The organism is Marinobacterium jannaschii DSM 6295, from assembly GCF_000620085.1.
Classification (GTDB): domain Bacteria; phylum Pseudomonadota; class Gammaproteobacteria; order Pseudomonadales; family Balneatricaceae; genus Pontibacterium; species Pontibacterium jannaschii.
On sequence record NZ_JHVJ01000027.1, the window covers coordinates 25,218 to 48,658 of the forward strand.

Below are 23,441 nucleotides of genomic sequence, written 5' to 3' on the forward strand. Positions count from 1 at the left end.
ATTGACGAACGACCAGCGCTCAGAACTTAAAGAGTTTCAACAGTATGAACACTTCAAGATCGCTCCGTATTCTTCACGTCGCTAATTTCGAACGCTTTAAGTACGGACAGTGGTATATGGGGCTGGATTCCAAACTGTCCTATGGCTTCGTGCAACTCGGTCACTGTGTAGAGCCGTTTTCACATCGTGATGTTGCACGCGCTGAGAACATGTTTAAAAGCAAAAAAGGCGGCACTAAGGTGATGAATCGACGTCTGCTGGAGATGGTCGACAACTACCAGCCCGATTTCATCATGTTGGGGCACTCGGAACTGATATCGCTGGAAACCCTGCAACAAATTCGCAGCCGCTATCCGAATGTTCCGATTGCGATGTGGTACTGCGACCCTTTGTTCCATGAACACGGTGTGGAATTGCTTAACAGCCGCACCTCTTTGCTTGATGCCCTGTTTACTACCACCGGCGGGCCGCTGCTGGAAGCGATTGGTCAGTCAGAGGGCGGGCGGAACTGTACCGTAGCTCATATACCCAACTGGGTTTATAAGGGGGCTGAGAGTGGAGAGGCATTCCGTAATCCCGAACCGAGTAGCGATCTTGTCTTTGCTGGTAGTGACTACCATGAACCGGAGCGGCAGGCGCTATTGAAAAAGTTACGCGATGACGTGCCGGGTGTTAACTTCCGGATTTTCCAGGCGCTGGATAATCCACGTATCCATGGTCGTCCTTATTATGCAGCATTGGAATCTAGCTTGATGGGATTGTCCTTGTCACGCAGAGTGGATGTGGACTGGTACAGCTCGGATCGACTACAACAGATGACAGGCAATGGCCTTTGCACATTCTCACCACGGACTCAGGGATTGGATCAGCTATTTAGCGATGACGAAGTCGTCTGGTTCGATTCCAATGATGAGTTGATCGATAAAGTCGCTTATTACAAACAGAATCCGCAGGCAGCCAGAGATATTGCTGAAGCTGGCTGGAACAAGGTTCATCGGATTTGTGATGCGCGTCGGGTAGCAAAGTTTATCCTTGAAGTTGCTCAGGACCGGCCTCTGTCCGAAGGCTATGAATGGGCCTCCCAAATCTATAAGGCACCTAAATGCGGAGCTGTTTCTAAATGAGTGTGGTCGTAGAAAGCCAGTCGCTACGAATTGAGCGAGTAGGCAACTGGGCATTGTATCTGTTCTTCTTAACCGCATGGGTGGCACCGGGGGCCGCAAACCTTGCACTGCTGACTATGCTGGTCTGCAGCTTACTCACGCCCCGCGTCAGTTTATCTGCATGGAGCCGTATGCCGATTTTCTGGCTTGTCGTGGCCTGGAATCTCTATCTGGGGTTGCGGTTGGGCTTAGTCTATATAGAGACCCCAGAGCAGTTTGGGATCCACCTATCTGCAACTGCTGATTTCTTCAAACTCAGTCTGTTCTTTATCGTCGGCTGGTGGGCGAGGGGGGATGAGCGCAAGATCAAGTTGCTGCTAGTATTGGCCCTTACCGGGCTTGTTCTCAATACTTTAAAGCGTGTTGATTGGGATAGCCTTCCTCACTATCTGTTTACCAATCGTAGGACAGGGTTTGGGGTGCAGATTCCAATGGCTGCATTGTTAAGCGGGGCGCTTGTAGTGGGCTTAGTAGCCTTGCATAAGGAAATGGTAGGGAGCATTGGGCGGTGGCGGCTGGGGCGTGGCGTTATGTGGACGCTGCTACTGACTTTTTCGCTGACTATCGTTTTTCATACTCAGACCCGGGCAATCTGGCTTGCTTTAATCATTCTGACTCCCAGCATCCTGTTTTGTCAGTATGGGGGGGCTGGCTTGAAGGAGAGTATTCTTCGTGGTGTTGCGTTGCTATTGATTAGTGTGCTTGTCCTGGTTGGGTTGTATCAGCTGGATACAGTCTCTTCCCGAGTGTTATATGAGTTAGAGACCATCAAGTCTATTTTTGATCCGCAGAGAGCTGTACCCGGAGGCTCTCTGGGTGTCCGGTATCATGCTGTTTTGCTTGGTTTTGAGGCATGGTGGGAAAAAGCTTGGCTGGGGTGGGGGGCAGGATATGAGCTGGCAAAAGAAGGAGCGGATTCTCTGCCGTTAAAAATTTACCATCTGCATAACACTTACCTGGAACTTCTTGTTCGCTTTGGTGCGATTGGCATTGGGATTTTAAGTGTGGGTGCGGCTTTGCTCCTGTTCACCTTATTGGATGCATGGCGTAAAGGTGTTTTGGAGCACGGGGTAGTGCTGGCTCTTATTGGCTTGGGGCTTAACTTTGCAATCTGGAGCTTGGCTGATTATCAAATCATGCGAGGCTACTGTCAGATGTACTGGTTCCTTCTTGGGGGGCTTTTTCTATCGGTGCACTTCTCACAATCTTTCTCAATTCCGCCGGTGAGTAAGGAGGAACTACAATATGACACAATCTAATATGGTATTTTACACATTGGCGGTGGGCTCATCCGTGAGTTATCACCAAGAGGCCCAGCTCTCTGTCATATCACTCTACGCTTATTCTGACCCCGAGACTGTAATTGTAGTCTATACGGATCATCCAGAATACTACTGTTGGTTAGAGGGAGGACGTATCCAAATCCGGACAATGCCGCAAGATCAATTGCAAGGATGGATTAATGGCGGGCCTGGGAAGAACCCCTACTTTTTCCGTGCAAAGCTATGTCTGGCTGCTGACATAGCCAGTGCATACAGCTGTGCGTCAATATGGTTTGATACTGACTGCGTGGCTGTGTCCCATCTTTCTGGCTTACAGGAGCGATTGGAGCAGGGTGTAGCATTGATGCAGAAGTCAGAAGACCGCTTCAGTGATGGTGATACCAAGGCCGAGAGGGCCTATTGGAAAGCCCTGAAAGGTAGCGACTTTGCAGGTATACGGGCGACTAAGGAATCTCGTCAGTGGAATTCAGGCATCATCGGAGTACCCGCGGGGCAAGCGAGCAGGGCGATGAAAGCCTTGCAAACTCTTGATGCGATGATGGCTGCTGAGATACCCGGTCGAACTTTAGAGCAGGTTGCCGCGGGATTGGCATTGGAGGAAAGTGGGCCGTTAGAGGCCTGTGATCAGGTTATCTATCACTATTGGGCTAATAAAGCACAGTGGCATGATTTTGCCCTTACTCTGCTTTTTCAGGCGCTTAATATAAAGGCTGATATTGATCAGGTTGCAGGTAAGTATCGTGAGCTAGTAGAAAATCACAAACTGCCACCGTTACGAGCTGAACGCCCCTCCCGTGTGGAGCGGCATAAGCGCAGATGGCGTAAACGTTTGAGGCTACTTGCCCCATGTGAAAAGTAGCTTTTGCACGCAGCAGCGTAGGTAATGCGCGGCTGCTTTTATCTGGCGTGGATCGGCTTTGATAGCTTCCCAGTAAAGCCGACGGGCCGCAGCTTTCTTGCCCGCTTTATCGCAGGCTCTGGCAGCAGCGTACCAGGTTTTCCAGATAGCCCAGCGAACGTCCGGGTTTCGTAATTGGTTTTGATCACAAAGCTCGTTGAGTCGTTTAGATAAAACTCGTGCACAGCGTAGCCTTGAAGTGAGTTGAGGCGCGGTGGATGCGTGGGGCTGCTGCGGGTTATGGAAGTATCGGTACTGAAATGGTTTACCCGGCAAGTAGCCCCAGCTGCCTTGTGTAGCAATCAAATGCCAGAGAAGATGGTCCTCACCGTATCTGATACGTACATCAAACCAGCCAATAGAGTCTAGGGCGCTAAGCTTAAACACGGTGGCACAGACAAGCGGTGATCGGTTTCTTAGTAACCTAAACGACTGCGGGTTTGGTTCAAGAGGTAATAGCTTTCGATGAGTAATAGAGCCTTGTTCATCATAAAACAACTTTACTCCATCGGATGATGCCGCTATGTCATCTGGATTTGCTTGAAAGTGGTTTTTAGCGCGGCGGACAAAATCCTCTGGCCAGATATCGTCGGAGTCCAGAAAGACAATTAAGTCCATATTGCTCACAAAAGGCCTGGCCGCGTTTCGAGCGCTTGAGAGTCCTTTATTTACCTGATGTACAAGCCGCCATCTGGCTGGATCCAGTTTATGACTTTGAATCCAGTGTTCCACATTCGTGTGGCTACAATCCGTTGAGCCGTCATCAATGATCACAACCAGATCAGGCTGAACGTCTTGACGCCGGACTGAATCCAATGTCTCCAGAACCAGAGTCTCACGGTTGTATACAGGGATTACAACAGCTAGCTGTGCTTGAGGCATAAACGCTTGTGGGTTCCTAGACACGTAAGATACCGATCGGGTTATTCGTAGCGGACAGCTTTATCGCTACCATCAAAAGCGGTCTTAAAGCGACGGTGTACCCACATATACTGGGTTGGATATTCCCTGATCGCTTGTTCCAGTGCAATATTGACGCGAGTGGTGTCGGATATTTCATCGTCAGAAGGGAAGTCGCTCATTACGGGGTGAAACTTTAACAGGTAATGCCCATCTTCAGATGATCTGTAATGCGCGAAGATCATAACCTGAGCTTTGCCGAGCCGAGCCAGCTTCGATGCCGAAGGGACTGTCGCTGCTGGGATGCCAAAAAAAGGAACCTCTATTGATTGCTTCGGCCCCATATCCTGATCGGGCGCAAACCAGACGATATTGCCGTTGCGAAGGTTCCGGATGATCCCTCTGCTGCTTTCATTGTTGATCAGCTGTTTTATAAAGCGATTGCGTCCCTTGCAAATAAAATGATCGAACAATGGATTGTTGTGAGGGCGATAGACTGCATAGAAATCAAGATGCTGTCCCAGCAGAAAGCCTCCCAGGTCCAGAGTTGAATAGTGCGCTGCAGTTAATAAAATGCCTTTCCCGTTGGCCTTTGCCGCTTCCAGATGTTCAAGACCCTCTATGGTGCAGCGGTTTTCGAACCGGGCAGTTGATGACCACCAGGCGTTGGCTGTTTCGAGCAGGCCGATGGCGTTGTTCTCAAATACTTCTATAGCCATCTGCCGGCGCTCCGGGGCGCTCTTTTCCGGAAAGCAGAGTTCCAGATTGACTTCGACAATTCGACGCCGACGCCTGATGGCTCTATACAAAAGTCGGCCTAGTTGGCGACCCAGTGCGTATTGAATTCGCAGAGGCAGAAGTATCGCCAGTCGCAATAGCGCTAGCAGCAACCAGGTGGGCCAGAAACGGGGAGCGTAAAATGACATGGGCTGTGATTTTAAGGTAAGCGGACGTTGATTCAAAAAGCTGATTGTACCATGTACATGGCACGCTGCCGCGCAGAATATGCAGTATATGAAGCCCGTTGCTAATCGGGGTATACTCCTTGCCTCATCCTTTTGTTTTTATTACTGCCATGCCTCTACAATCTGATTCCGCACATGCGTCAAGCTGGCGCGTCTACCTGCGTTTGCTTACTTATGTACGTCCATACTGGTTTACCCTGGTAGTCAGTGTACTGGGCTTTGGACTCTATGCCGGCACACAGGCGGGGTTTGCCAAGTGGCTGCAGTATGTGGTGGACAGTGTCAGTGCAGGTGATCTGGATGCCAGGGGCTGGCTGGCCCTGTCAGTGATCGGGCTGTTTTTTGTCCGGGGGATAGGCAGTTTCCTGGGGCTGTATAGTATTTCCTATGCTGCCCGGCATGTGATTAACAACCTGCGCAAGAGCCTCTTTGACCATATGCTTCGACTGCCCAGTGCATTCTTTCAGGGCAGCTCCAATGGACAGATTCTTTCACGATTTACCTATAACGTTGAGCAGGTCACGGATTCGGTGACGATGGCCTTGCGAATTCTGCTGCGCGAAGGTCTGACCGTGATTGGCTTGTTTGGCTATCTGATTTATTTGAATTGGAAGCTCACGGCTATTTTTCTGGTGGTCATGCCTGTGGTGGCCTTGCTGGTGACCCTTGCAGCGAAAAGGTTTCGTAAGCTAAGCGGTACTATTCAGGATTCGGTCGGTGATGTGGCCCATGTCGCTACCGAAGTGGTTAATGGTATTGATGTGGTGCGGGTGTTCGGTGGTATTGAAGCGGAGCAAAAGCGTTTCCATGAGGCCAGCGATCGAAACCGGCAGCAGTTTATGAAGCTGGTAGTGACCGAAGCAATCAGTACTCCGCTGATTCAGCTGATTGTGGCCTCGGCGCTATCGATACTGGTCTATATGGCGATGCATCCTTCACTAATGGCGGCGATGTCAGCAGGGGAGTTTATCTCCTTCATCACAGCAGCGGGGATGATAGCAAAACCGCTACGCCAACTTACGAGCGTCAATAGCGTGATTCAGAAAGGGATCGCCGCCGCTGACAGCGTTTTTGAAATTCTGGACGAGAAAGTCGAGCAGGATAACGGGATTCTTGTTGTGGAAGAATGCCGGGGAGACCTCCGCTTTAAGGATCTCTGTTTCCGCTATCAGGGGGCTGACTCTGATGCGATCCGAAACCTGAGTCTTGATGTGAAAGCCGGCGAATCAGTGGCTTTCGTTGGCCGCTCCGGCAGCGGGAAATCAACCCTGGTGAGTCTTCTGCCGCGCTTTGGAGAGCCCACATCGGGTTCGATATATCTGGATGATGTAGTACTGAAGGATTACAGCCTCAACTCTCTGCGAAAGCAGATCTCAATCGTCAATCAGAATGTAGTGCTATTCGATGGCACACTAGCTGAGAACATCGCTTATGGCGCACTGGCCACATGCAGTGCAGAGCAGGTGCGTCGGGCTGCAGAAGCTGCTCATGTGGTGGAGTTTGCCGATAGGCTGCCTCAGGGACTGAATACTCTGATTGGGTCTCAGGGGATAAGTCTCTCCGGTGGACAACGGCAACGTATTGCAATAGCGCGCGCACTATTAAAGGATGCCCCGATCCTGATCCTGGATGAAGCGACATCGGCATTGGATTCAGAGTCTGAACGCCATATTCAGGATGCCATGCATAATGTAATGCGGGGCCGCACTACGCTGGTGATTGCCCACCGTCTTTCAACGATTGAAGACGTAGACAGAATCGTGGTGCTGGATCAGGGGCAGATTGCCGAAGTTGGCAGTCACGCAGAGTTATTGGCGCTGGATGGTATTTATGCCCAGCTGCACAGCCTGCAATATCAGAGAACCTCAGAGTAATTGCGGCGTAGGGGTAAGCAAAAGTGAGATGGCTCTATTCCTGTGCCTGGTATCTGGCACTGCCGCTTGTACTGGTCAGGCTTTACCTGCGTAGCCGTAAGGCTCCTGCATACGCTGAGCGCGTATCCGAGCGTTTTGGCCTGGCTCCGAAAATATCGGGTCAGCCGTTATGGATTCATGCGGTTTCTGTGGGTGAGACCGTGGCAATTGCACCGCTGGTTGAATTGCTGCTGAAGCGTCATCCGGAGCTGCCTGTCCTGGTGACCACTATGACACCCACCGGGGCTGAACGGGTGAGATCGATTTTTGGCGATCGTGTGCTGCACTGTTATTGTCCCTACGATCATCCCTGGCTGGTGAGCCTGTTTTTACGCCGTACAGATCCCCGCGCGCTGGTCGTAGTGGAGACTGAGTTGTGGCCTAACATTGTCTCGGGCTGCCATACTCGCGCTATTCCGGTAGTGCTGGCCAACGCCCGGCTTTCGGAACGTTCCGCTAGGGGATATGCGAAGTTTTCTTCACTGACCCGGCCGATGCTGCAGCAGCTGACGCTAGTGGCGGCTCAGAACAGAGTAGCGGCAGATCGGTTCCTGCAATTGGGCCTGCCTGAAAATCGACTGCAGGTTACGGGCAGCATCAAGTTTGATATTTCGCCAGCCGATGACTTGGTGGCTAAAGCCTTTCAGCTCAAGGCAGAGTGGGGTGCTCGCCCGGTTATTGTGGCGGGTAGTACCCATGATGGCGAAGAGCAGATGCTGCTTGAAATATTGCCTGCATTGCAACAGCTGGAGCCGGATCTGTTACTGGTTATAGTCCCCAGGCATCCAGAGCGATTTGGTCCGGTCGCTGAATTGTGTTCTTCCAAGGGCTTCCAGGTTGTGAGTCGGAGCAGTGGTGCTGAAGTTCGCTCCAGTACGGCGGTCTATATTGGCGATACCATGGGTGAGCTTCTATTGCTATTTGCAGCAGCCGATATCGCTTTTGTCGGCGGTAGTCTGATAGAACGTGGGGGGCACAATCCGCTGGAGCCTGCGGTGTTGGCAAAGCCGGTGGTGATGGGGCCGCATGTGTTCAACTTTGCAGAAATCTGTAGCGAGCTTGAGCTATCGGGTGGTCTGCAACTGGCTGAATCAGGAGATGGTCTGCAACGTTGTCTGGTCGACCTGATGGCTAACCCTGAGCGCGCATTGGAGCAGGGAAGGAAGGCGGCGGCCTTTGTCAAACAGAATCAGGGAGCGTTAGAGCGCCTCTACTCCCTGATCGAAGAACATGGGAATATCAGCTGAAATCGAAGCTGAAAGTTTCGTTTGCCTGATCTCGGAACGCAGATTGCAGGAAGTCTGCCAGTGACTCGCCATCACTGTCTCGCACCCAGCCTCCGTCTTTGTAATCAAAGTGGAAACCGCCGCTGCGGGTAGCAACCCATAGCTGGAGCACCGGAGCCTGGCGGGTGAAGATTATCTGACTACGGTTTTCGCAGATAACCGTTAATACGCCACCGCTATTTTCGTAATCCAGATCACTTTCCGCATCATCCAGTTGGTACTCGATGTTTTCCAGCGTTGTGTCCACCAGATCGTTAAATTCTGATTCGGTCATCTCCAGGCCCTTACATCACTAAAACTCTGTTTGCAGAGAAGTGTATTCCTTTTAGCCTCCGGAGACACCTCCGACGGCCACCATTTTGTCAGCGGCAGGCAGCTTTTTGACGGCGTTAAAGCGCTCTTTGTGCGGGGTTTTGCGGTACTCAAGCCGTTGGGAGGCCGGTATACTTTGCCTATCAACTAATCAGGCTGTGGATATAGATGTGAGAAAATTCGGACTGATGCTGCTGGTCAGCATGACGTTACTGGGTGGTTGCGGACAGAAGGGCGATCTCTACCTTCCGAAAGGCGACGCACAGCAATCACAGCAGAACTGACGAGACAACAGATGGATAATTTTGAATACCGAAACGGCCGGCTGCACTGTGAAGATCTGGCGGTCACGAAGATTGCCGCCCAGTATGGCACGCCGACTTATGTTTACTCCCGCGATGCCTTTGAGCGTAACTACCTGCAGTATGCTCAGGCCCTGGAAGGGCGGGATGCGCTGGTATGCTACGCCGTAAAGGCTAACTCCAATATTGCCGTGCTGAACCTGCTGGCCCGTCTGGGGGCGGGGTTTGATATCGTCTCCGTCGGTGAGCTGGAGCGGGTATTAAAAGCCGGTGGCGAGCCGTCGAAGATTGTTTTCTCTGGTGTGGGTAAGAAGCCTGCCGAGATCAAGCGTGCGCTGGACGTGGGTATCCACTGCTTCAATATCGAATCTGAGCCGGAGCTGGAGCGCGTTAATGAAGTGGCTGCGACAGAAGGCAAAGTCGCCAAAATCTCGTTTCGCGTAAACCCGGATGTTGATGCGGGGACTCACCCCTATATCTCGACCGGCCTGAAAGAGAACAAGTTCGGTATCGATATCGATGAGGCGGTACGTATCTATGGTCGTGCAGCGGCGATGGATAATGTCGAGGTAGTGGGTATGGATTGCCATATTGGCAGCCAGCTGACCGAGATTGAGCCGTTCCTGGATGCCCTGGATCGCCTGTTGGTACTGGTCGACAAGCTGGCAGAGCAGGGAATCACCATCCGTCACCTGGATCTGGGTGGTGGCCTCGGCGTTTGCTATACCGATGAAGAGCCGCCGGCAGTGGCGGATTATATCGATGCCATTGTTGCAAGACTGGGAGATCGCCCGCTGGGACTGATTTTTGAGCCGGGGCGCTCTATTGCGGCGAATGCCGGCATCCTGGTCACTGAAGTGGAGTTCCTCAAGCCAACCGGTGAAAAGAACTTCGCGATTATCGATGCGGCGATGAACGACCTGATCCGTCCGGCGCTCTACAGCGCCTATCAGGAGATCATTCCGGTCGAGCTGCGCGAAGAGGGTGAGACTAAAGCCTGGGATCTGGTGGGACCGGTCTGCGAAACCGGCGACTTCCTCGGAAAAGAACGTCAGCTGAATCTGCAGCCGGGTGATCTGCTGGCGGTATGCTCGGCCGGAGCCTACGGCTTTACCATGGCTTCTAACTACAATACCCGAGGCCGTGCCGCCGAAGTGATGGTGGATGATAATAAAGCCCACCTGATTCGCCAGCGCGAGTCGCTGACCGATATGGTACGGGGCGAGAAGCTGCTGCCGAAAGATGCATGAGGATAACCTGATGCTGGTACGTTTTACGAAAATGCACGGCCTTGGCAATGACTTTATGGTGCTGGATCTGGTGACCCAGCGCCTGAAGCTGACGCCAAAAATGGTAAAGAAGCTGGGTGACCGTCATTTTGGTGTCGGCTTCGATCAGTTGCTGATTGTCGAAGCGCCATCCGATCCGAACGTAGACTTCCGTTATCGGATCTACAATCAGGATGGCTCTGAAGTCGAGAACTGCGGTAACGGTGCGCGCTGCTTTGCCAAGTTTGTGCGGGATAAGCGCCTGACGGCAAAAGATGAGATTGTGGTCGAGACCGCTAATGGTCGCGCGATCCTGAAAGTGCGCGAAGATCGTCAGGTTGAAGTGGACATGGGGGCGCCGGTACTGGAACCGCCGAAGGTGCCCTTTGATGCGCCTGAACAGGCCTCAGTCTACGATATCGACGTGCAGGGTGAGTCTTATCAGATCAGTGCGGTATCGATGGGTAATCCCCATGGTGTATTGCTGGTCGATGACACGGCAAGCGCTCCGGTCGAAACGCTGGGGCCGCTGCTGGAAGCGCATCCACGTTTCCCGGCGCGCGCCAATATCGGATTTATGCAGCTGATCAGCCGTAGTGAAGTGAATCTGCGGGTGTTCGAACGTGGTGTGGGTGAAACCATGGCCTGCGGTACCGGCGCCTGTGGTGCCGTTGTCGCGGGGATACTACGGGGGAAGCTGGATCAGACTGTCACAGTGCATCTTCCCGGCGGTGATCTGGAAATCAGCTGGCAGGGCATGGGGCATCCGGTCATAATGACCGGTCCGGCAACCACGGTCTATGAAGGTCAGATATTCCTATGAGTAACAACACAGCAGAGAACAGTCAGGTCACTCTGGATGAAGCGGCGGTGGCGGAGTTCCTCTCCAGTACGCCTGACTTCTTCAGTCGTCATCAGCATCTGCTGGCCGAACTCTATGTGCCTCATGACAGCGGGCGGGCCGTTTCTCTGGTCGAACGCCAGACCGCGGTCCTGCGTGAGAAAAACCAGACTCTGGCTGGCCGCCTGAGCGAACTGGTGGATATTGCCCGCTTTAATGACCTGCAATTCAACAAAACCCGGCGTATGGTACTTTCCCTGCTGGAAGCCCACACTCTGGATGATGTCGCCGTGGCGATCGACGAAAGCCTCTGTCAGGATTTTAATGGCGATGAAACTGCCCTGATCCTGTTCAGCGAGAGTGCATTTGAAAGTAACGATCTGCGTTGCGTCCATCCGGATGCTACCGGGCCGATCGAGGCGCTGATAAGCAGCAACCTGGCCAGTGTTGGTCAGCTGAACGAGGCGCAGAATCGCTTTGTTTTTGGCGAAGCGGCGATCCGGGTCCAGTCTGCAGCGGTCGTGCCGCTGGTGCAGGGCGAAACCATCGGTTTGCTGGCGGTCGGCAGCTATGATGCTCATTACTTCCAGAGCAGTCAGGGCACCCTGTTGCTGAGCTATGTCGGTGAAGTACTGAGTCGTGTTGTTTCCCGCCTGACACACTGATTGCCGATCAGCCATGCATATTGACGTTCAGGACCGCTGGCTGGAAGCCTTTATCCACCATCTGCAGACTGAGCGTCAGCTTTCTCCTCATACCTGCAAAAATTACCGCCGTGATCTGCAGCAATTACTGGCTTTTATCTATCTGCAGCCACTGAATGGATGGGCTGATCTGCAGAGCACACAGGTGCGTCAGTTCGCGGCGAAGCTGCACCGCGAAGGTCAGGGCGGCCGCAGTATCCAGCGAGTGCTTTCCGCAACCCGAACCTTTTATAAATATCTGCACCGTGAAGGTGTGGTCGAACACAACCCCGCGTTAGGCGTACAGGCTCCTAAGGCACCCCGCAAACTGCCCAATACGCTGGATGTCGATCAGACTGCCATATTGATGGATATTCCGGTCAGTGATGCCGTATCGGCGCGTGATAAGGCGATGGTCGAACTCATCTACTCCTCCGGATTGCGACTGGCTGAGCTGGTGAGTCTCAATGTGACCGACCCGGACCTGGCAGACGGGAGTCTGGTTGTGACCGGTAAAGGGCAAAAAGACCGCCAGTTACCGATCGGAAGCAAGGCCGTTGATGCATTGCAGCGCTGGCTTGGTTATCGGGATGAGTTTGCCGGGCTGGATCAAACGGCGCTGTTTGTCAGTAACCGGGGCAATCGCCTCAGTAGCCGGGCGGTGCAACAGCGCATGGATCATTGGGGAAAGTTGCTGGGTGTGCAGGGGAAAGTTCATCCTCACCGCTTGCGGCACAGCTTCGCCAGTCATATGCTGGAATCCAGTGGTGATCTGCGTGCTGTTCAGGAGCTGCTGGGCCATGCCGATATCTCTACCACCCAAATCTATACACACCTCGACTTCCAGCATCTGATGGAGGTTTACGAGAAAGCGCACCCAAGGGCACAGAAGAAAAATGATTAAATGTATTACATTCGACCTCGACGATACCCTGTGGGCAGTGGATCCGGTGGTTGATCAGGCCAACCATACCCTGTTTGAATGGCTGGCGAATAATGCGGCACCATTCGGTGAGTTGTACCGATCCAGTGACTGGCCGGAGCTGCGCCGCACTGTGATGCAGGCAAAGCCGGAAATCAGTCATAGCGTTACACTGATCCGAATGGAAGTTATGCAACATGCGTTGCGCAAGGCCGGTTTTGATGCCGATCAGGCGACGGTGATTGCTGAGAAAGGTTTCGAAATCTTCCATGAAGCCCGCCAGCAGGTGGAATTTTTTGAGCACGCGCTGGGCATGCTGCAGCAACTGAAAGATCAGGGCTATCTGCTGGGGGCTCTGAGTAACGGTAATGCCGATATCCATAAGGTCGGTCTTGGCCATCTGATGGATTTCGGTCTCAATGCCGATCAGGTCGGTGAGGAAAAGCCGCATCCGTTGATGTTTGAACAGATGCTGCAGCAAAACAATCTGCGGCCTGAACAGGTGATCCATATTGGTGACAACCCGGTGGCCGATGTGCAAGGAGCCAATGACCTGGGAATCTGGACCATCTGGGTCAATCTGACCGGCTCTGATCAGCCGGTAGAGGCCAGCCGCACGGTCCAGTGTCTGAGTCAGATACCGGCGGTGATTGAAGATATTGCCGGGGAAGCGAAAGAGCGGTTTACGCTGTAGCGGCGAATAGAGGCGTCTGTTTTATTCAGGGGCCGGTTGTATGCAACGAGGTTATTGCCGATCGCAGGGGAGGCGGTTTGTCGTTCCCGCAACAGGCCCGAACATAAAACAGAGTTCACCTCGCTTCAGTTAGGCTCTATACTTTCGGCAACAGCAACCGAAATCGTTGTAAAACAATTTGTTGGATTAAGTTGCAACGATTTCCAGGCCAACAGGACTGCACATGGGACAGGATCCTATCACTCTGATTATTCGCACCTTGGGTGAATTGTATGCGTTTGTGGTGATTATGCGCTTTCTGCTGCAGATCGCCCGGGCCGACTATTACAACCCGATATCACAGGCCGTGGTGAAGCTGACATCTGTGCCGATGGCGCCGCTGCAGAAGCTGGTGCCGCGCATGGGGCGCTTCGATTTGTCAGCATTGATTCTGGCCTGGGGGGTGAAGTTTGCAACCCTGCTGCTGATGTTCCTGGTGGTGGACCAGATCCCTAATGTGGTGCAGTTGCTGATCTACGCCGGGATCGGTGTCTTTGATACCATCCTGACCATTATGTTCTGGGCAGTACTGGCATCGGTGATTATCAGCTGGGTTGCACCCGGCAGCTATCACCCGGGGCCGCAACTGATTCAGCAGCTGACCGAGCCGCTGTTTGCCCTGGCGCGTAAAGTTATTCCACCTATTGGTGGACTGGATCTGTCGCCTATCCTTATATTTCTGGTCATCCAGATCGTGCAGTCTCAGTTGTCGCGTCTGGTTGTCTGAGCAGGCTGTCTGAGTTGGACTGGTACCAGTGGCAGGCGGGTGACTTGATTCTGAGTTGCCACCTGCAACCGAAGGCTTCAAGAGATGAGTTCGCCGGCCTTCATGGTGATAGTATTAAGATCCGTATTACGGCACCGCCCATAGAAGGGCGTGCCAATGCGCATCTGAAAAAGTTTCTGGGTAAGCAGTTCGGCGTCGCTAAAAGCCATATCAGTATTATCAGTGGTGAGCTGGGCCGCCAGAAGCGGGTGAAGATCGACAAGCCTGCTAAGATTCCGCCAATATTAGAGATAGAGACCCCTTAAGGTGATCGCGAAGACCCTTTTCCTCTGCCGTCGCGTCCTCCTCCTATACGAGATGTGATGCTCGACCTGCGGCCGTTAGCGGCCATGTTCAAACCTATTGTCTGTTTTTGAATTGTCGAGTATTCACAATGCCTGAATGTATTCCCGAAGATTCGGTTGGTATCGTCCAGCCACGCCTAGTTCACTTTGACCAGCCTCTGGAGTTGTCCTGTGGTCGCACGCTGGATAGCTATGATCTGATGGTGGAAACCTACGGAGAGCTCAACGCTGATGGCTCCAACGCCGTGCTGATCTGTCATGCCCTGTCCGGGCATCATCATGTGGCGGGCTATCACAGCATGGATGATAAAAAGCCGGGCTGGTGGGATTCTGCGGTGGGTCCCGGTAAACCTATCGACACCAATAAGTTCTTTGTCGTGGGGTTGAATAACCTGGGTGGCTGTCATGGCTCCACGGGGCCGAATACGACCAATCCGGATACCGGTAAGCCGTTCGGGCCGGATTTCCCGATTGTTACCGTAGAAGACTGGGTCGAGAGTCAGCGTCGTCTGGCGGATAATCTTGGTATTCAGCAGTGGGCGGCAATCGTCGGTGGCAGCCTCGGCGGCATGCAGGCGTTGCAATGGTCGATTAAATTCCCGCAACGCCTGCGTCACTGCATGGTTATTGCCAGCGCGCCTAAACTGTCGGCACAGAATATCGCCTTTAACGAGGTGGCGCGTCAGGCTATCAGCCGTGATCCGCAGTTTTATGCCGGACATTATTACGAGAACAATGAGGTGCCCAAAACCGGGCTGATGCTGGCGCGGATGCTGGGGCATATTACCTACTTGTCAGCCGATGGTATGCGTGAGAAATTTGGTCGCGACCTGAAGGAGGGCAAAATCGGCTTCGACTTTACGCCACAGTTTGAGGTCGAATCCTATCTGCGTTATCAGGGCGAGCGTTTCTCCGGTGAGTTTGATGCCAATACCTATCTGCTGATGACCAAGGCGCTGGATTACTACGATCCGGCGGAAAAATTTGGTGACGATCTGGCGGCAGCGCTGTCGAATGCATCCTGTCAGTTTATGCTGGTCTCCTTTACCACCGACTGGCGCTTTGCGCCGGATCGCTCGCGTGAAATTGTCGATGCACTGGTGGAGGCCGAAAAGCAGGTCAGTTATGCCGAGATTGACGCCCCACAGGGGCACGATGCGTTTCTGATCCCGATTCCGCGCTATATGGAAGTGTTCCGTGCCTACATGCAGCGGGTGGAGGCCGATACTCCGGCTCTTGCAGCGAAGGGAGGTCGATAAGATGCGTTCGGATCTGGATATTATTAAGAACTGGGTTAAACCCGGGAGCCGGGTGTTGGACCTGGGCTGTGGTGATGGTGAGCTGTTGCACTGCCTGACACAGGAAAAGAAGATCCGAGGCTACGGCCTTGAGATTGACCATGACAATATCACCTGCTGTATCGCCAAGGGCGTTAATGTTATCGAGAAGAATATCGATGACGGGCTGGCATCGATCAAGGACAACAGTTTCGATACGGTGATCATGACTCAGGCGTTGCAGGTAATGTCGCGCCCCGAGTTGATCGTCGATGAGATGCTGCGTATCGGCAAGGAGTGTATCGTCACTTTCCCGAACTTTGGCCACTGGCGTGCCCGGGGATATCTGGCGTTTCGCGGTAAGATGCCGGTGTCAAAGTTCCTGCCCTATACTTGGTATAACACGCCCAATATCCATTTTTGTACCTTTAAGGATTTCGAGCGGCTCTGTGTAGATCGTAATATCTATATCGATGAGCGCACGGTGGTGGATAACGAGCATAAAGATCACTGGTGGATTCGCCTATGGCCCAATATGCTGGGTGAAATTGCAATCTACCGTATTACGCGATAACAGGCAGGTATGTTATGAAGCGAGTTCCACATCTTTTCTGCCGCCTTGCAGCACTGGCAGGCATATCACTGGCGCTGATGATGAGTCAGGTCGCCCGGGCTGATCAGTTTGTTTCTTACGGCGATTATGAGATCCATTACAACGCCTTTAACAGCAGCTTTCTGCAACCGGACATCGCACAGGAATACGGTTTACAGCGCGGTAAGCGACGAGCGATGGTGAATGTGTCGGTACTGAAAAAAGCCCCCGAGGGGAAAGCCGTGCCGGTATCCGCGTTGGTGCAGGGTAAAGCCAGCAATCTGCTCGAACAGACCCAGGATATGCCGTTTAAAAAGATCGACGAGGGTAACGCAATCTACTACATTGGCCAGTTCGGTTTCAGTGACGATATGCTGATGCGTATTTCGCTGAGTGTGCAACCGGATCCAAATCAGCCGGCTTATGATCTGCAGTTTGAACAGAAGTTCTACGCCGACTAGGTCGTGTGTTCAGGCTTGCGTGTTGCATCCGATGGCGGCGCGCAAGTCATCATTGTTCACTACCTCTTTAGTTAGTCCCCCGACTTGCCTGATAGCAACTCTACGTCCTGGCCTCAATCACTGATACAATCGCGCCTTTCGAATTTTCCAGCTTCAGAGACCTCCGATGATTGACAAAATCGTGCTCGCCAGTGGTAATAAAGGCAAATTGCGTGAATTTAATCAGGTGCTCGCCGACTTTCATATCGAAGTGCTGCCTCAGTCAGATTTTGGCGTGACCGATGCGGACGAAACCGGACTGAGTTTTGTTGAGAATGCGATTCTTAAAGCCCGCCATGCAGCAGCTGCGACCGGCCTGCCGGCGCTGGCGGATGATTCCGGTCTGGAAGTCGATGCACTGAAGGGCTCACCGGGGATCTATTCGGCGCGTTTTTCCGGCGAGAATGCCACGGATGCGCTGAATAATGCCAAACTGCTGGAGATGCTGAAAGATGTGCCTGAAGCTGAGCGAAGCGCGCGCTTTCAGTGTTTGCTGGTATTTATGCGTCATGCAAATGACCCGACGCCATTGATTTGCCAGGGAAGCTGGGAAGGCCGGATTCTGACAGAGGCGTGTGGTGAAAATGGTTTCGGCTATGATCCGTTGTTCCTGATTCCGGAGCTGGGCAAGGCTTCGGCCCAGTTGCCCCCTGAGCAGAAAAACCGCCTCAGCCATCGGGGTCAGGCAGTGGCGCAGTTTATTGCCGAGATCGGACGCCGCTACGGACAGCGCTAAGTCCTATCTCCCGTTAATCCTTTGATGGGGAGGCCTACTCTCCTCCCCGTTATAATGTCCGAAGTCCTTTTATGATTCAGTTACCGCCGCTCTCCCTCTATATCCATATCCCTTGGTGTATCCGTAAGTGCCCCTACTGTGATTTCAATTCCCATGCCGTCAGGGATGAACTCCCGGAAGCTGATTACATCACAGCACTGATGGCGGATCTGGAGCAGGAGTTGAATTCGGTTGCCGGCCGTGAGCTGCAGAGCATCTTTATCGGAGGAGGCACGCCAAGCCTGTTCTCTGCTGAAGCACTGAAAGAGATTCTGCAAGGGGTCGAGCAGCGTATCCCGTTCGCGCAGGGCATTGAGATCACAATGGAGGCAAACCCCGGGACCTTTGAGCAGGAAAAGTTTGAAGGCTTCCGGGAAGCCGGTGTAAATCGTCTGTCGATCGGCATTCAGAGCTTTCAGGATGAGCAGTTAAAAGCCCTGGGCCGGGTGCATTGCAGCGACGAAGCCAGGCATGCCGCCGGGACCGCGCGCAAGATCTTCGATAATATCAATCTGGACCTGATGCATGGCCTCCCCGGACAAGGTCTGGAACAGGCCCTGGATGATCTGCGTAGCGCGATAGCGTTGCAACCGGATCACCTTTCCTGGTATCAGCTGACGATAGAGCCGAACACGGAATTTCACTCCCGCCCGCCATCGTTACCTGTGGATGAAACCCTGTGGACGATCCAGGAGCAGGGGCAGGTGCTCCTGGCTGCTGAGGGATATGCTCAGTATGAGATATCAGGTTATGCCCGAAATGGAAAACAGGCTGTGCATAACCTTAACTACTGGCGGTTTGGCGACTATCTGGGAATCGGTGCCGGTGCCCACGGTAAAGTCACTTTACCCACAGGTGAGGTGTTACGCCGCTGGAAGCTGCGTCAGCCAAAAGCCTATATTGGCGAAGAAAACCGCCTGTCCGGAGCGGATCGGATTGCACCGGATGCGCTGCCGTTTGAATTTATGATGAATGTCCTGCGACTGCATCAGGGTGTGGATAGTTCTTTATTTGAATTACGCACAGGCTTGAAGCTGGAAACTATTCACAGGCAGCTTGAGGCTGCGCGTATGAAAGGCTTGCTGGTCGAGGATCCGCAGCGATTGCAGCCAACTCAGCAAGGACGCCTGTTTCTGAATAACCTGCTGGAAATGTTTCTGGAATAGCCGTTTAGTTTGCAAGACCGGCACGATACCAGAAGCATCGTGCCGACCTTTAGCGGTTGGATTTAGCTGTTAGCTATCACCTAGCTCGCGTGCCATCTCCTCAGAGCGATCGTTGCAATCCTGCATCGCGTCTTCCACCAATTTCGGCAGGCCATCGGCAATAAAGCGTTTGACCGCCCGCTCAGTAGTGCCGTTGGGGGAGCAAACCCGGCGACGCAGTTCTGCAGCATCTACATCACTGGCTTGTGCCATCTTCGCAGCCCCCAGTGCAGTTTGCAGTGTCAACTGAGTTGCGACCTCTTCGGTCAGTCCCAACTTTTGGCCTGCTTCAATCATCGCTTCCATAAACAGAAAATAGTAAGCGGGTCCGGAGCCGGATACCGCAGTGACCGCGTCCAGCAACGCTTCATCGTCTACCCATACTGCAATACCGACGGCGCCGAGGACCTGCTCGGCCTGTTGCTTCTGCTCCGCTGATACCTTGCTGTTAGCATACAGGCCACTTGCACCGGTCTGGACCAGAGCCGGGGTGTTTGGCATGCAGCGGACGATGCTGCAGTTGCCACCGAGCCAGTTATCAAGACTGGGTGCCATGATACCGGCTGCAACCGATATGATCAGCGGCTGCTTCTGCTGGACTGAGTCGGCCATCGCCTGGCAGACGCCTTTCAGGATCTGAGGCTTAACCGCCAGTACCACGATATCAGCTGCCAGCACGGCTTCTGCATTATTGGTGGTGGTTTTCAGGCCCAGGGCTGAGTGTTCAGTCAGTTTATTAGCATCAGGCTCAGCGGCCCAGATATGATCGGCGGGATAGCCATTGTCGATCAGGCCACCAAAGATCGCCTTGGCCATATTTCCTGCGCCGATAAAGGCCAGTACGGGGTAGTTATTCACTTTGAATTCCTTACACAGTTTTATTGCTGTAATCGCGTGGGCCAAAGATGGCGGTGCCGATGCGGACAATGGTTGAGCCGGCAGCTATGGCTTGAGCCATATCACCGGACATCCCCATCGAAAGAGTATCCAGTTGTGGATGATCTTCAAGCAGGCCTGTGAACAGAGTGGCCAATCCGGCAAACGCCTGCTGCTGTTCAGTTGGATCGTTGCTTGCCGCAGGAATCGCCATCAGGCCACGCAGGGTAATATTGGGCAGGCTGGCTATTTCACTGGCGATATCCGCCACCTCTTCGGGCAGGCAGCCGCTCTTGCTGTCTTCCCGGCTGATGTTCACCTGAAGGCAGATATTGAGTGGGGGCAGGTTAACGGGGCGCTGTTCTGACAGGCGCCGTGCTACTTTGAGACGATCGACACTGTGTACCCAGCTGAAACTCTCCGCAACGGAACGGGTCTTATTGGACTGAATCGGGCCAATGAAATGCCAGCAGATCGCTAAATCCGAAAGTTGCTCGATTTTCTCAAGGCTCTCCTGCAGGTAGTTTTCCCCGAAATCCCGCTGGCCTGCTTCATAAGCCCGGCGCAGCTCGTCGGCCGGGCGGGTTTTGCTGACCGCCAGCAGGGTGATTCCTGCAGGATCACGCTGTGCTTCTTGTGCAAAGAGTTCTATCTGTTGACGAACCTTGCACAGGTTGTCTGTTATGCTTTTCATACTTAGTTTGATCCGTGCAATTGGATTGCTAGGGGTATTCTGCTAGAACTTATCTAAACCTTGAAGTAGCCGGGTAGAAACAATTTTATGGATATCACTGAACTGCTGTCATTCACCGTACAACAAGGGGCTTCGGACCTGCACCTTTCTGCGGGAATGCCGCCTGTGATTCGCGTTGATGGTGACGTGCGCCGGATTAAACTGCCGCCATTGGATCATAAGCAGGTTCACGCGCTAGTTTATGACATTATGAACGATAAGCAGCGTAAGGATTATGAGGAACATCTGGAAACAGACTTCTCTTTCGCGGTGCCCGATCTGGCGCGTTTTCGTGTCAATGCTTACAATCAGGAGCGCGGTGCCGCAGCTGTTTTCCGAACCATCCCGAACAAGATCTTGCCGATGGAGGATCTCGGGCTTGGGCAGGTCTTTAAAGATCTGGCAGATAAGCCCAGGGGACTTGTGCTGGTGACCGGTCCGACCGGCTCCGGTAAGAGTACCACCCTGGCGGCGATGATCGACTATATCAACAATACCCGGGCCGATCATGTTCTGACCATTGAAGACCCGATCGAATTTGTGCATGAGAGTAAGAAATGTCTGGTAAACCAGCGCGAGGTGCATCGCGATACTCACAGCTTCAACAACGCACTGCGTTCGGCATTGCGTGAAGACCCGGATATTATCCTGGTAGGTGAGATGCGAGACCTGGAGACCATTCGCCTGGCTTTGACCGCCGCGGAAACCGGGCATCTGGTGTTCGGAACCCTGCATACCACTTCGGCGGCTAAAACCATCGACCGTATCGTTGATGTGTTTCCCGCGCAGGAGAAGGCAATGGTACGTTCTATGCTGTCAGAGTCGTTGCAGGGCGTTGTCTCCCAGTCTCTGCTGAAGAAACCGGGTGGTGGTCGTGTGGCGGCTCATGAGATTATGATTGGTACGCCGGCAATCCGTAACCTGATCCGAGAAGATAAAGTCGCCCAGATGTTCTCTGCTATCCAGACCGGCGCCGCGTTCGGAATGCGTACCCTGGATCAGTCTCTTGCCGATTTGCTGGCAAGGGGCCTGATCACGCGTGATGCTGCCCGTGAAAAATCCAGTAACCCTAATGCATTCTGATACCTGATCCGGAGAGTGAGAAATTGGACTTTACACAGCTACTGAAGGTGATGGTAGACAGGGAGGGATCTGACCTGTTTGTAACAGCAGGCGCCCGCCCAACCTTGAAAGTGGATGGCACTTTAAAGCCGATCACCCGAGAGGCCGTTAGTGCTCAGCAGACCCGTGCACTGGTTTATAGCACGATGAACGACAAACAGCTGGCTGAGTTCGAGCGCACCTGCGAGTGCAATTTCGCCTTGTCAGTGCCTGGACTTGGGCGTTTCAGGGTCTCCGCCTTTGTGCAGCGAAACACCCCGGGAATGGTATTGCGTCGTATCAGTAACCATATTCCCTCGATGGATGAGTTGAACCTGCCTGAAGTGTTGAAAGAGCTGTCGATGACCAAACGCGGTCTGATTCTCTTTGTAGGCGGAACCTCGACGGGTAAGTCGACCTCGCTGGCCTCGATGATCGACTACCGCAATACCAATAGTCGTGGACATATCATCACGATCGAAGATCCGGTGGAATTTATCCATCCCCACAAAAACTGCATCATTACCCAGCGTGAAGTCGGGCTGGATACTGAATCTTTCGAGGTGGCGCTGAAGAATACCCTGCGACAGGCACCAGACGTGATTCTGATGGGGGAGATTCGTACCCACGACACGATGCAGTATGGCCTGACGTTTGCGGAGACCGGACACGTCTGTCTGGCGACATTGCATGCCAACAATGCCAACCAGGCGCTGGACCGGATCATCAGCTTCTTCCCACCGGAGCATCATGATCAGCTGTGGATGGATCTGTCACTTAACCTGAAAGCGATCATTGCCCAGCAATTGTTGCCGACGACCGACGGTAAGGGGCGCCGCGCAGCTATCGAGGTGCTGATCAATACGCCGCTGGTGCAGGACCTTATCCGAAAAGGCAGCGTCCACGAAATCAAGGATGTGATGAAGAAGTCGACCAACCTTGGGATGCAGACCTTTGACCAATCGCTGTTCCAGCTTTATCAGGAAGGTGTGATTACCTATGAGGCTGCGCTCGCCCACGCGGACTCTGCCAATGACCTGCGCCTGATGATCAAACTGCATGGAAATGGAACTGAGGAGCCTGACAGCGGCGAAAATACGCTTACGCTACAGGGCGATGATGACCTCTCGCCGGGAGGTGGTTTTTCGTTAGGTTAGCCGATAACGTTGGCGATTATTGAATGTGATATTTACGACTTATAGCTGAAGTTGTATTGAAAAGTTAACAGTGAACACAGATAATCTGGTTGATTACAGGCTGTTTAGTGCGCAGGGTCTCATCTGTTGTTAACTTGCGCTACTTTAGATATAGCGTAGAATGCCTACGCAAACAGGCATGATGGGCGGTGTTTTTTACTAGTTTTGCTAGAGCACGCACCAACCAGGAAGACTGATTCTTTTGGGAGAAAAAGATGGAATTGAAAGGTAAATTTGCTGCTTTGGTAATGAGCGCTGCTCTGGTTTCTGCTCCTGCATTTGCTGCTGGTGAAGCTGCTGGCTCAGCGTCTTCTAGCGGTACAGCTGCTTCCAGTGGTACGGCCGCATCCAGCGGTACAGCAGCTGGTACTGGTACAGCAGCTGGTACTGGTACAGCAGCTGGTACTGGTACAGCAGCTGGTACTGGTGCTGCAGCTGGTACTGGTGCTGCAGCTGGTACTGGTGCTGCAGCTGGCGGTGCTGCAGCTGCTGGTGGTGCTGTAGCGGCTGGAGGTACTGTTGCCGCCTCTGCCGCGGCTCTTGGTACTATAGGCACTGTGGGCGCCATATCAGTGGCTGCAGTAGCTGTGGGTGCTGTGGCCGCTGCAGCAAACAACGATGGTACTTCAGGTACTACGGGTACTAC

At 53.1% G+C, this 23,441-nt stretch carries 26 protein-coding genes; 21 read left to right on the plus strand and 5 right to left on the minus strand.

What is annotated here, in order from left to right; translation table 11 throughout:
- Positions 1 to 44 precede the first annotated feature (44 nt).
- The 3 genes from Q354_RS0113485 to Q354_RS0113495 are packed head-to-tail and all read left to right on the plus strand — an operon-like array spanning position 45 to position 3,305.
- Positions 45 to 1,124 carry a glycosyltransferase family protein gene (locus Q354_RS0113485; protein ID WP_027858066.1) on the plus strand — a complete coding sequence of 360 codons (1,080 nt, stop codon included), beginning with the start codon at positions 45 to 47 and terminating at the stop codon, positions 1,122 to 1,124.
- A complete protein-coding gene (locus tag Q354_RS0113490; RefSeq protein WP_027858067.1) occupies positions 1,121 to 2,422 on the plus strand; it encodes an O-antigen ligase family protein in 1,302 nt (433 codons plus the stop codon). The genes Q354_RS0113485 and Q354_RS0113490 overlap by 4 nt, the downstream gene beginning before the upstream one ends.
- Entirely contained in the window at positions 2,409 to 3,305 is an 897-nt protein-coding gene (locus tag Q354_RS0113495; protein ID WP_156948328.1) for a hypothetical protein, read from the plus strand. The genes Q354_RS0113490 and Q354_RS0113495 overlap by 14 nt, the downstream gene beginning before the upstream one ends.
- Here the strand turns inward: Q354_RS0113495 and Q354_RS0113500 are convergent.
- Complete coding sequence (locus Q354_RS0113500) at positions 3,282 to 4,226, minus strand: glycosyltransferase family 2 protein (protein WP_027858069.1); 945 nt, start codon at positions 4,224 to 4,226, stop codon at positions 3,282 to 3,284. The two genes, Q354_RS0113495 and Q354_RS0113500, sit on opposite strands and share 24 nt — an antisense overlap.
- 41 nt (positions 4,227 to 4,267) lie before the next feature.
- Positions 4,268 to 5,170 (minus strand): LpxL/LpxP family Kdo(2)-lipid IV(A) lauroyl/palmitoleoyl acyltransferase, encoded by a 903-nt coding sequence (lpxL, locus tag Q354_RS0113505; protein ID WP_027858070.1) that lies wholly within the window; start codon positions 5,168 to 5,170, stop codon positions 4,268 to 4,270.
- A gap of 149 nt (positions 5,171 to 5,319) precedes the next feature.
- Between lpxL and msbA the strand changes: the two genes are divergently transcribed.
- The gene (msbA, locus tag Q354_RS0113510) at positions 5,320 to 7,083 is read left to right on the plus strand and encodes a lipid A export permease/ATP-binding protein MsbA (protein ID WP_027858071.1); all 1,764 of its coding nucleotides are present in this window, start codon (positions 5,320 to 5,322) and stop codon (positions 7,081 to 7,083) included.
- A 23-nt stretch (positions 7,084 to 7,106) separates the two neighbouring features.
- Positions 7,107 to 8,369, plus strand: a complete 1,263-nt coding sequence (gene waaA / locus Q354_RS0113515) for a lipid IV(A) 3-deoxy-D-manno-octulosonic acid transferase (protein ID WP_027858072.1) — start codon at positions 7,107 to 7,109, stop codon at positions 8,367 to 8,369.
- Here the strand turns inward: waaA and cyaY are convergent.
- Complete coding sequence (cyaY, locus tag Q354_RS0113520; RefSeq protein WP_027858073.1) at positions 8,362 to 8,682, minus strand: iron donor protein CyaY; 321 nt, start codon at positions 8,680 to 8,682, stop codon at positions 8,362 to 8,364. The two genes, waaA and cyaY, sit on opposite strands and share 8 nt — an antisense overlap.
- Positions 8,683 to 8,890: 208 nt before the next feature.
- Between cyaY and lptM the strand changes: the two genes are divergently transcribed.
- The 13 genes from lptM (at position 8,891) to hemW (ending at position 18,850) form a co-directional block, all read left to right on the plus strand.
- Entirely contained in the window at positions 8,891 to 9,004 is a 114-nt protein-coding gene (gene lptM, locus Q354_RS27920; RefSeq protein ID WP_245601049.1) for an LPS translocon maturation chaperone LptM, read from the plus strand.
- A gap of 11 nt (positions 9,005 to 9,015) precedes the next feature.
- Positions 9,016 to 10,272, plus strand: a complete 1,257-nt coding sequence (lysA, locus tag Q354_RS0113530) for a diaminopimelate decarboxylase (RefSeq protein ID WP_027858074.1) — start codon at positions 9,016 to 9,018, stop codon at positions 10,270 to 10,272.
- A gap of 10 nt (positions 10,273 to 10,282) precedes the next feature.
- Entirely contained in the window at positions 10,283 to 11,113 is an 831-nt protein-coding gene (gene dapF, locus Q354_RS0113535; protein WP_027858075.1) for a diaminopimelate epimerase, read from the plus strand.
- The gene (locus Q354_RS0113540) at positions 11,110 to 11,796 is read left to right on the plus strand and encodes a DUF484 family protein (RefSeq protein WP_027858076.1); all 687 of its coding nucleotides are present in this window, start codon (positions 11,110 to 11,112) and stop codon (positions 11,794 to 11,796) included. The genes dapF and Q354_RS0113540 overlap by 4 nt, the downstream gene beginning before the upstream one ends.
- A gap of 13 nt (positions 11,797 to 11,809) precedes the next feature.
- Positions 11,810 to 12,718 (plus strand): tyrosine recombinase XerC, encoded by a 909-nt coding sequence (xerC, locus tag Q354_RS0113545; RefSeq protein ID WP_027858077.1) that lies wholly within the window; start codon positions 11,810 to 11,812, stop codon positions 12,716 to 12,718.
- The gene (locus Q354_RS0113550; protein WP_027858078.1) at positions 12,711 to 13,430 is read left to right on the plus strand and encodes an HAD family hydrolase; all 720 of its coding nucleotides are present in this window, start codon (positions 12,711 to 12,713) and stop codon (positions 13,428 to 13,430) included. Before xerC ends, Q354_RS0113550 begins: the two co-directional genes overlap by 8 nt.
- 223 nt (positions 13,431 to 13,653) lie before the next feature.
- Positions 13,654 to 14,196: a YggT family protein gene (locus tag Q354_RS0113555; protein ID WP_027858079.1), complete on the plus strand. Its 543-nt coding sequence runs from the start codon at positions 13,654 to 13,656 to the stop codon at positions 14,194 to 14,196.
- Positions 14,197 to 14,210: 14 nt separating this feature from the next.
- Positions 14,211 to 14,501 (plus strand): DUF167 domain-containing protein, encoded by a 291-nt coding sequence (locus Q354_RS0113560; RefSeq protein WP_027858080.1) that lies wholly within the window; start codon positions 14,211 to 14,213, stop codon positions 14,499 to 14,501.
- Between the two features lie 128 nt (positions 14,502 to 14,629).
- The gene (gene metX / locus Q354_RS0113565; protein ID WP_027858081.1) at positions 14,630 to 15,799 is read left to right on the plus strand and encodes a homoserine O-succinyltransferase MetX; all 1,170 of its coding nucleotides are present in this window, start codon (positions 14,630 to 14,632) and stop codon (positions 15,797 to 15,799) included.
- A gap of 1 nt (position 15,800) precedes the next feature.
- Positions 15,801 to 16,391, plus strand: coding sequence for a methionine biosynthesis protein MetW (gene metW, locus Q354_RS0113570; RefSeq protein ID WP_027858082.1), 591 nt, complete (start codon positions 15,801 to 15,803; stop codon positions 16,389 to 16,391).
- A 14-nt stretch (positions 16,392 to 16,405) separates the two neighbouring features.
- A complete protein-coding gene (locus Q354_RS0113575) occupies positions 16,406 to 16,870 on the plus strand; it encodes a DUF4426 domain-containing protein (RefSeq protein WP_036229832.1) in 465 nt (154 codons plus the stop codon).
- Positions 16,871 to 17,036: 166 nt separating this feature from the next.
- Positions 17,037 to 17,645, plus strand: a complete 609-nt coding sequence (rdgB, locus tag Q354_RS0113580; RefSeq protein WP_027858084.1) for an RdgB/HAM1 family non-canonical purine NTP pyrophosphatase — start codon at positions 17,037 to 17,039, stop codon at positions 17,643 to 17,645.
- Between the two features lie 71 nt (positions 17,646 to 17,716).
- The gene (gene hemW / locus Q354_RS0113585) at positions 17,717 to 18,850 is read left to right on the plus strand and encodes a radical SAM family heme chaperone HemW (protein WP_027858085.1); all 1,134 of its coding nucleotides are present in this window, start codon (positions 17,717 to 17,719) and stop codon (positions 18,848 to 18,850) included.
- Between the two features lie 69 nt (positions 18,851 to 18,919).
- On the opposite strand, the gene proC is transcribed toward hemW, so the two are convergent.
- Positions 18,920 to 19,747 (minus strand): pyrroline-5-carboxylate reductase, encoded by an 828-nt coding sequence (gene proC, locus Q354_RS0113590; RefSeq protein WP_027858086.1) that lies wholly within the window; start codon positions 19,745 to 19,747, stop codon positions 18,920 to 18,922.
- A gap of 10 nt (positions 19,748 to 19,757) precedes the next feature.
- On the minus strand, positions 19,758 to 20,459 hold the full coding sequence (locus Q354_RS0113595; RefSeq protein WP_027858087.1) for a YggS family pyridoxal phosphate-dependent enzyme: 702 nt from the start codon (positions 20,457 to 20,459) through the stop codon (positions 19,758 to 19,760).
- An 87-nt stretch (positions 20,460 to 20,546) separates the two neighbouring features.
- Between Q354_RS0113595 and Q354_RS0113600 the strand changes: the two genes are divergently transcribed.
- The 3 genes from Q354_RS0113600 to Q354_RS27450 all read left to right on the plus strand — a co-directional run bounded on the left by Q354_RS0113600 (position 20,547) and on the right by Q354_RS27450 (position 23,299).
- Complete coding sequence (locus Q354_RS0113600) at positions 20,547 to 21,581, plus strand: type IV pilus twitching motility protein PilT (RefSeq protein WP_027858088.1); 1,035 nt, start codon at positions 20,547 to 20,549, stop codon at positions 21,579 to 21,581.
- A gap of 23 nt (positions 21,582 to 21,604) precedes the next feature.
- The gene (locus Q354_RS25755; protein WP_036229835.1) at positions 21,605 to 22,756 is read left to right on the plus strand and encodes a PilT/PilU family type 4a pilus ATPase; all 1,152 of its coding nucleotides are present in this window, start codon (positions 21,605 to 21,607) and stop codon (positions 22,754 to 22,756) included.
- 327 nt (positions 22,757 to 23,083) lie between these two features.
- The gene (locus Q354_RS27450; RefSeq protein WP_156948332.1) at positions 23,084 to 23,299 is read left to right on the plus strand and encodes a hypothetical protein; all 216 of its coding nucleotides are present in this window, start codon (positions 23,084 to 23,086) and stop codon (positions 23,297 to 23,299) included.
- Positions 23,300 to 23,441: the final 142 nt, after the last annotated feature.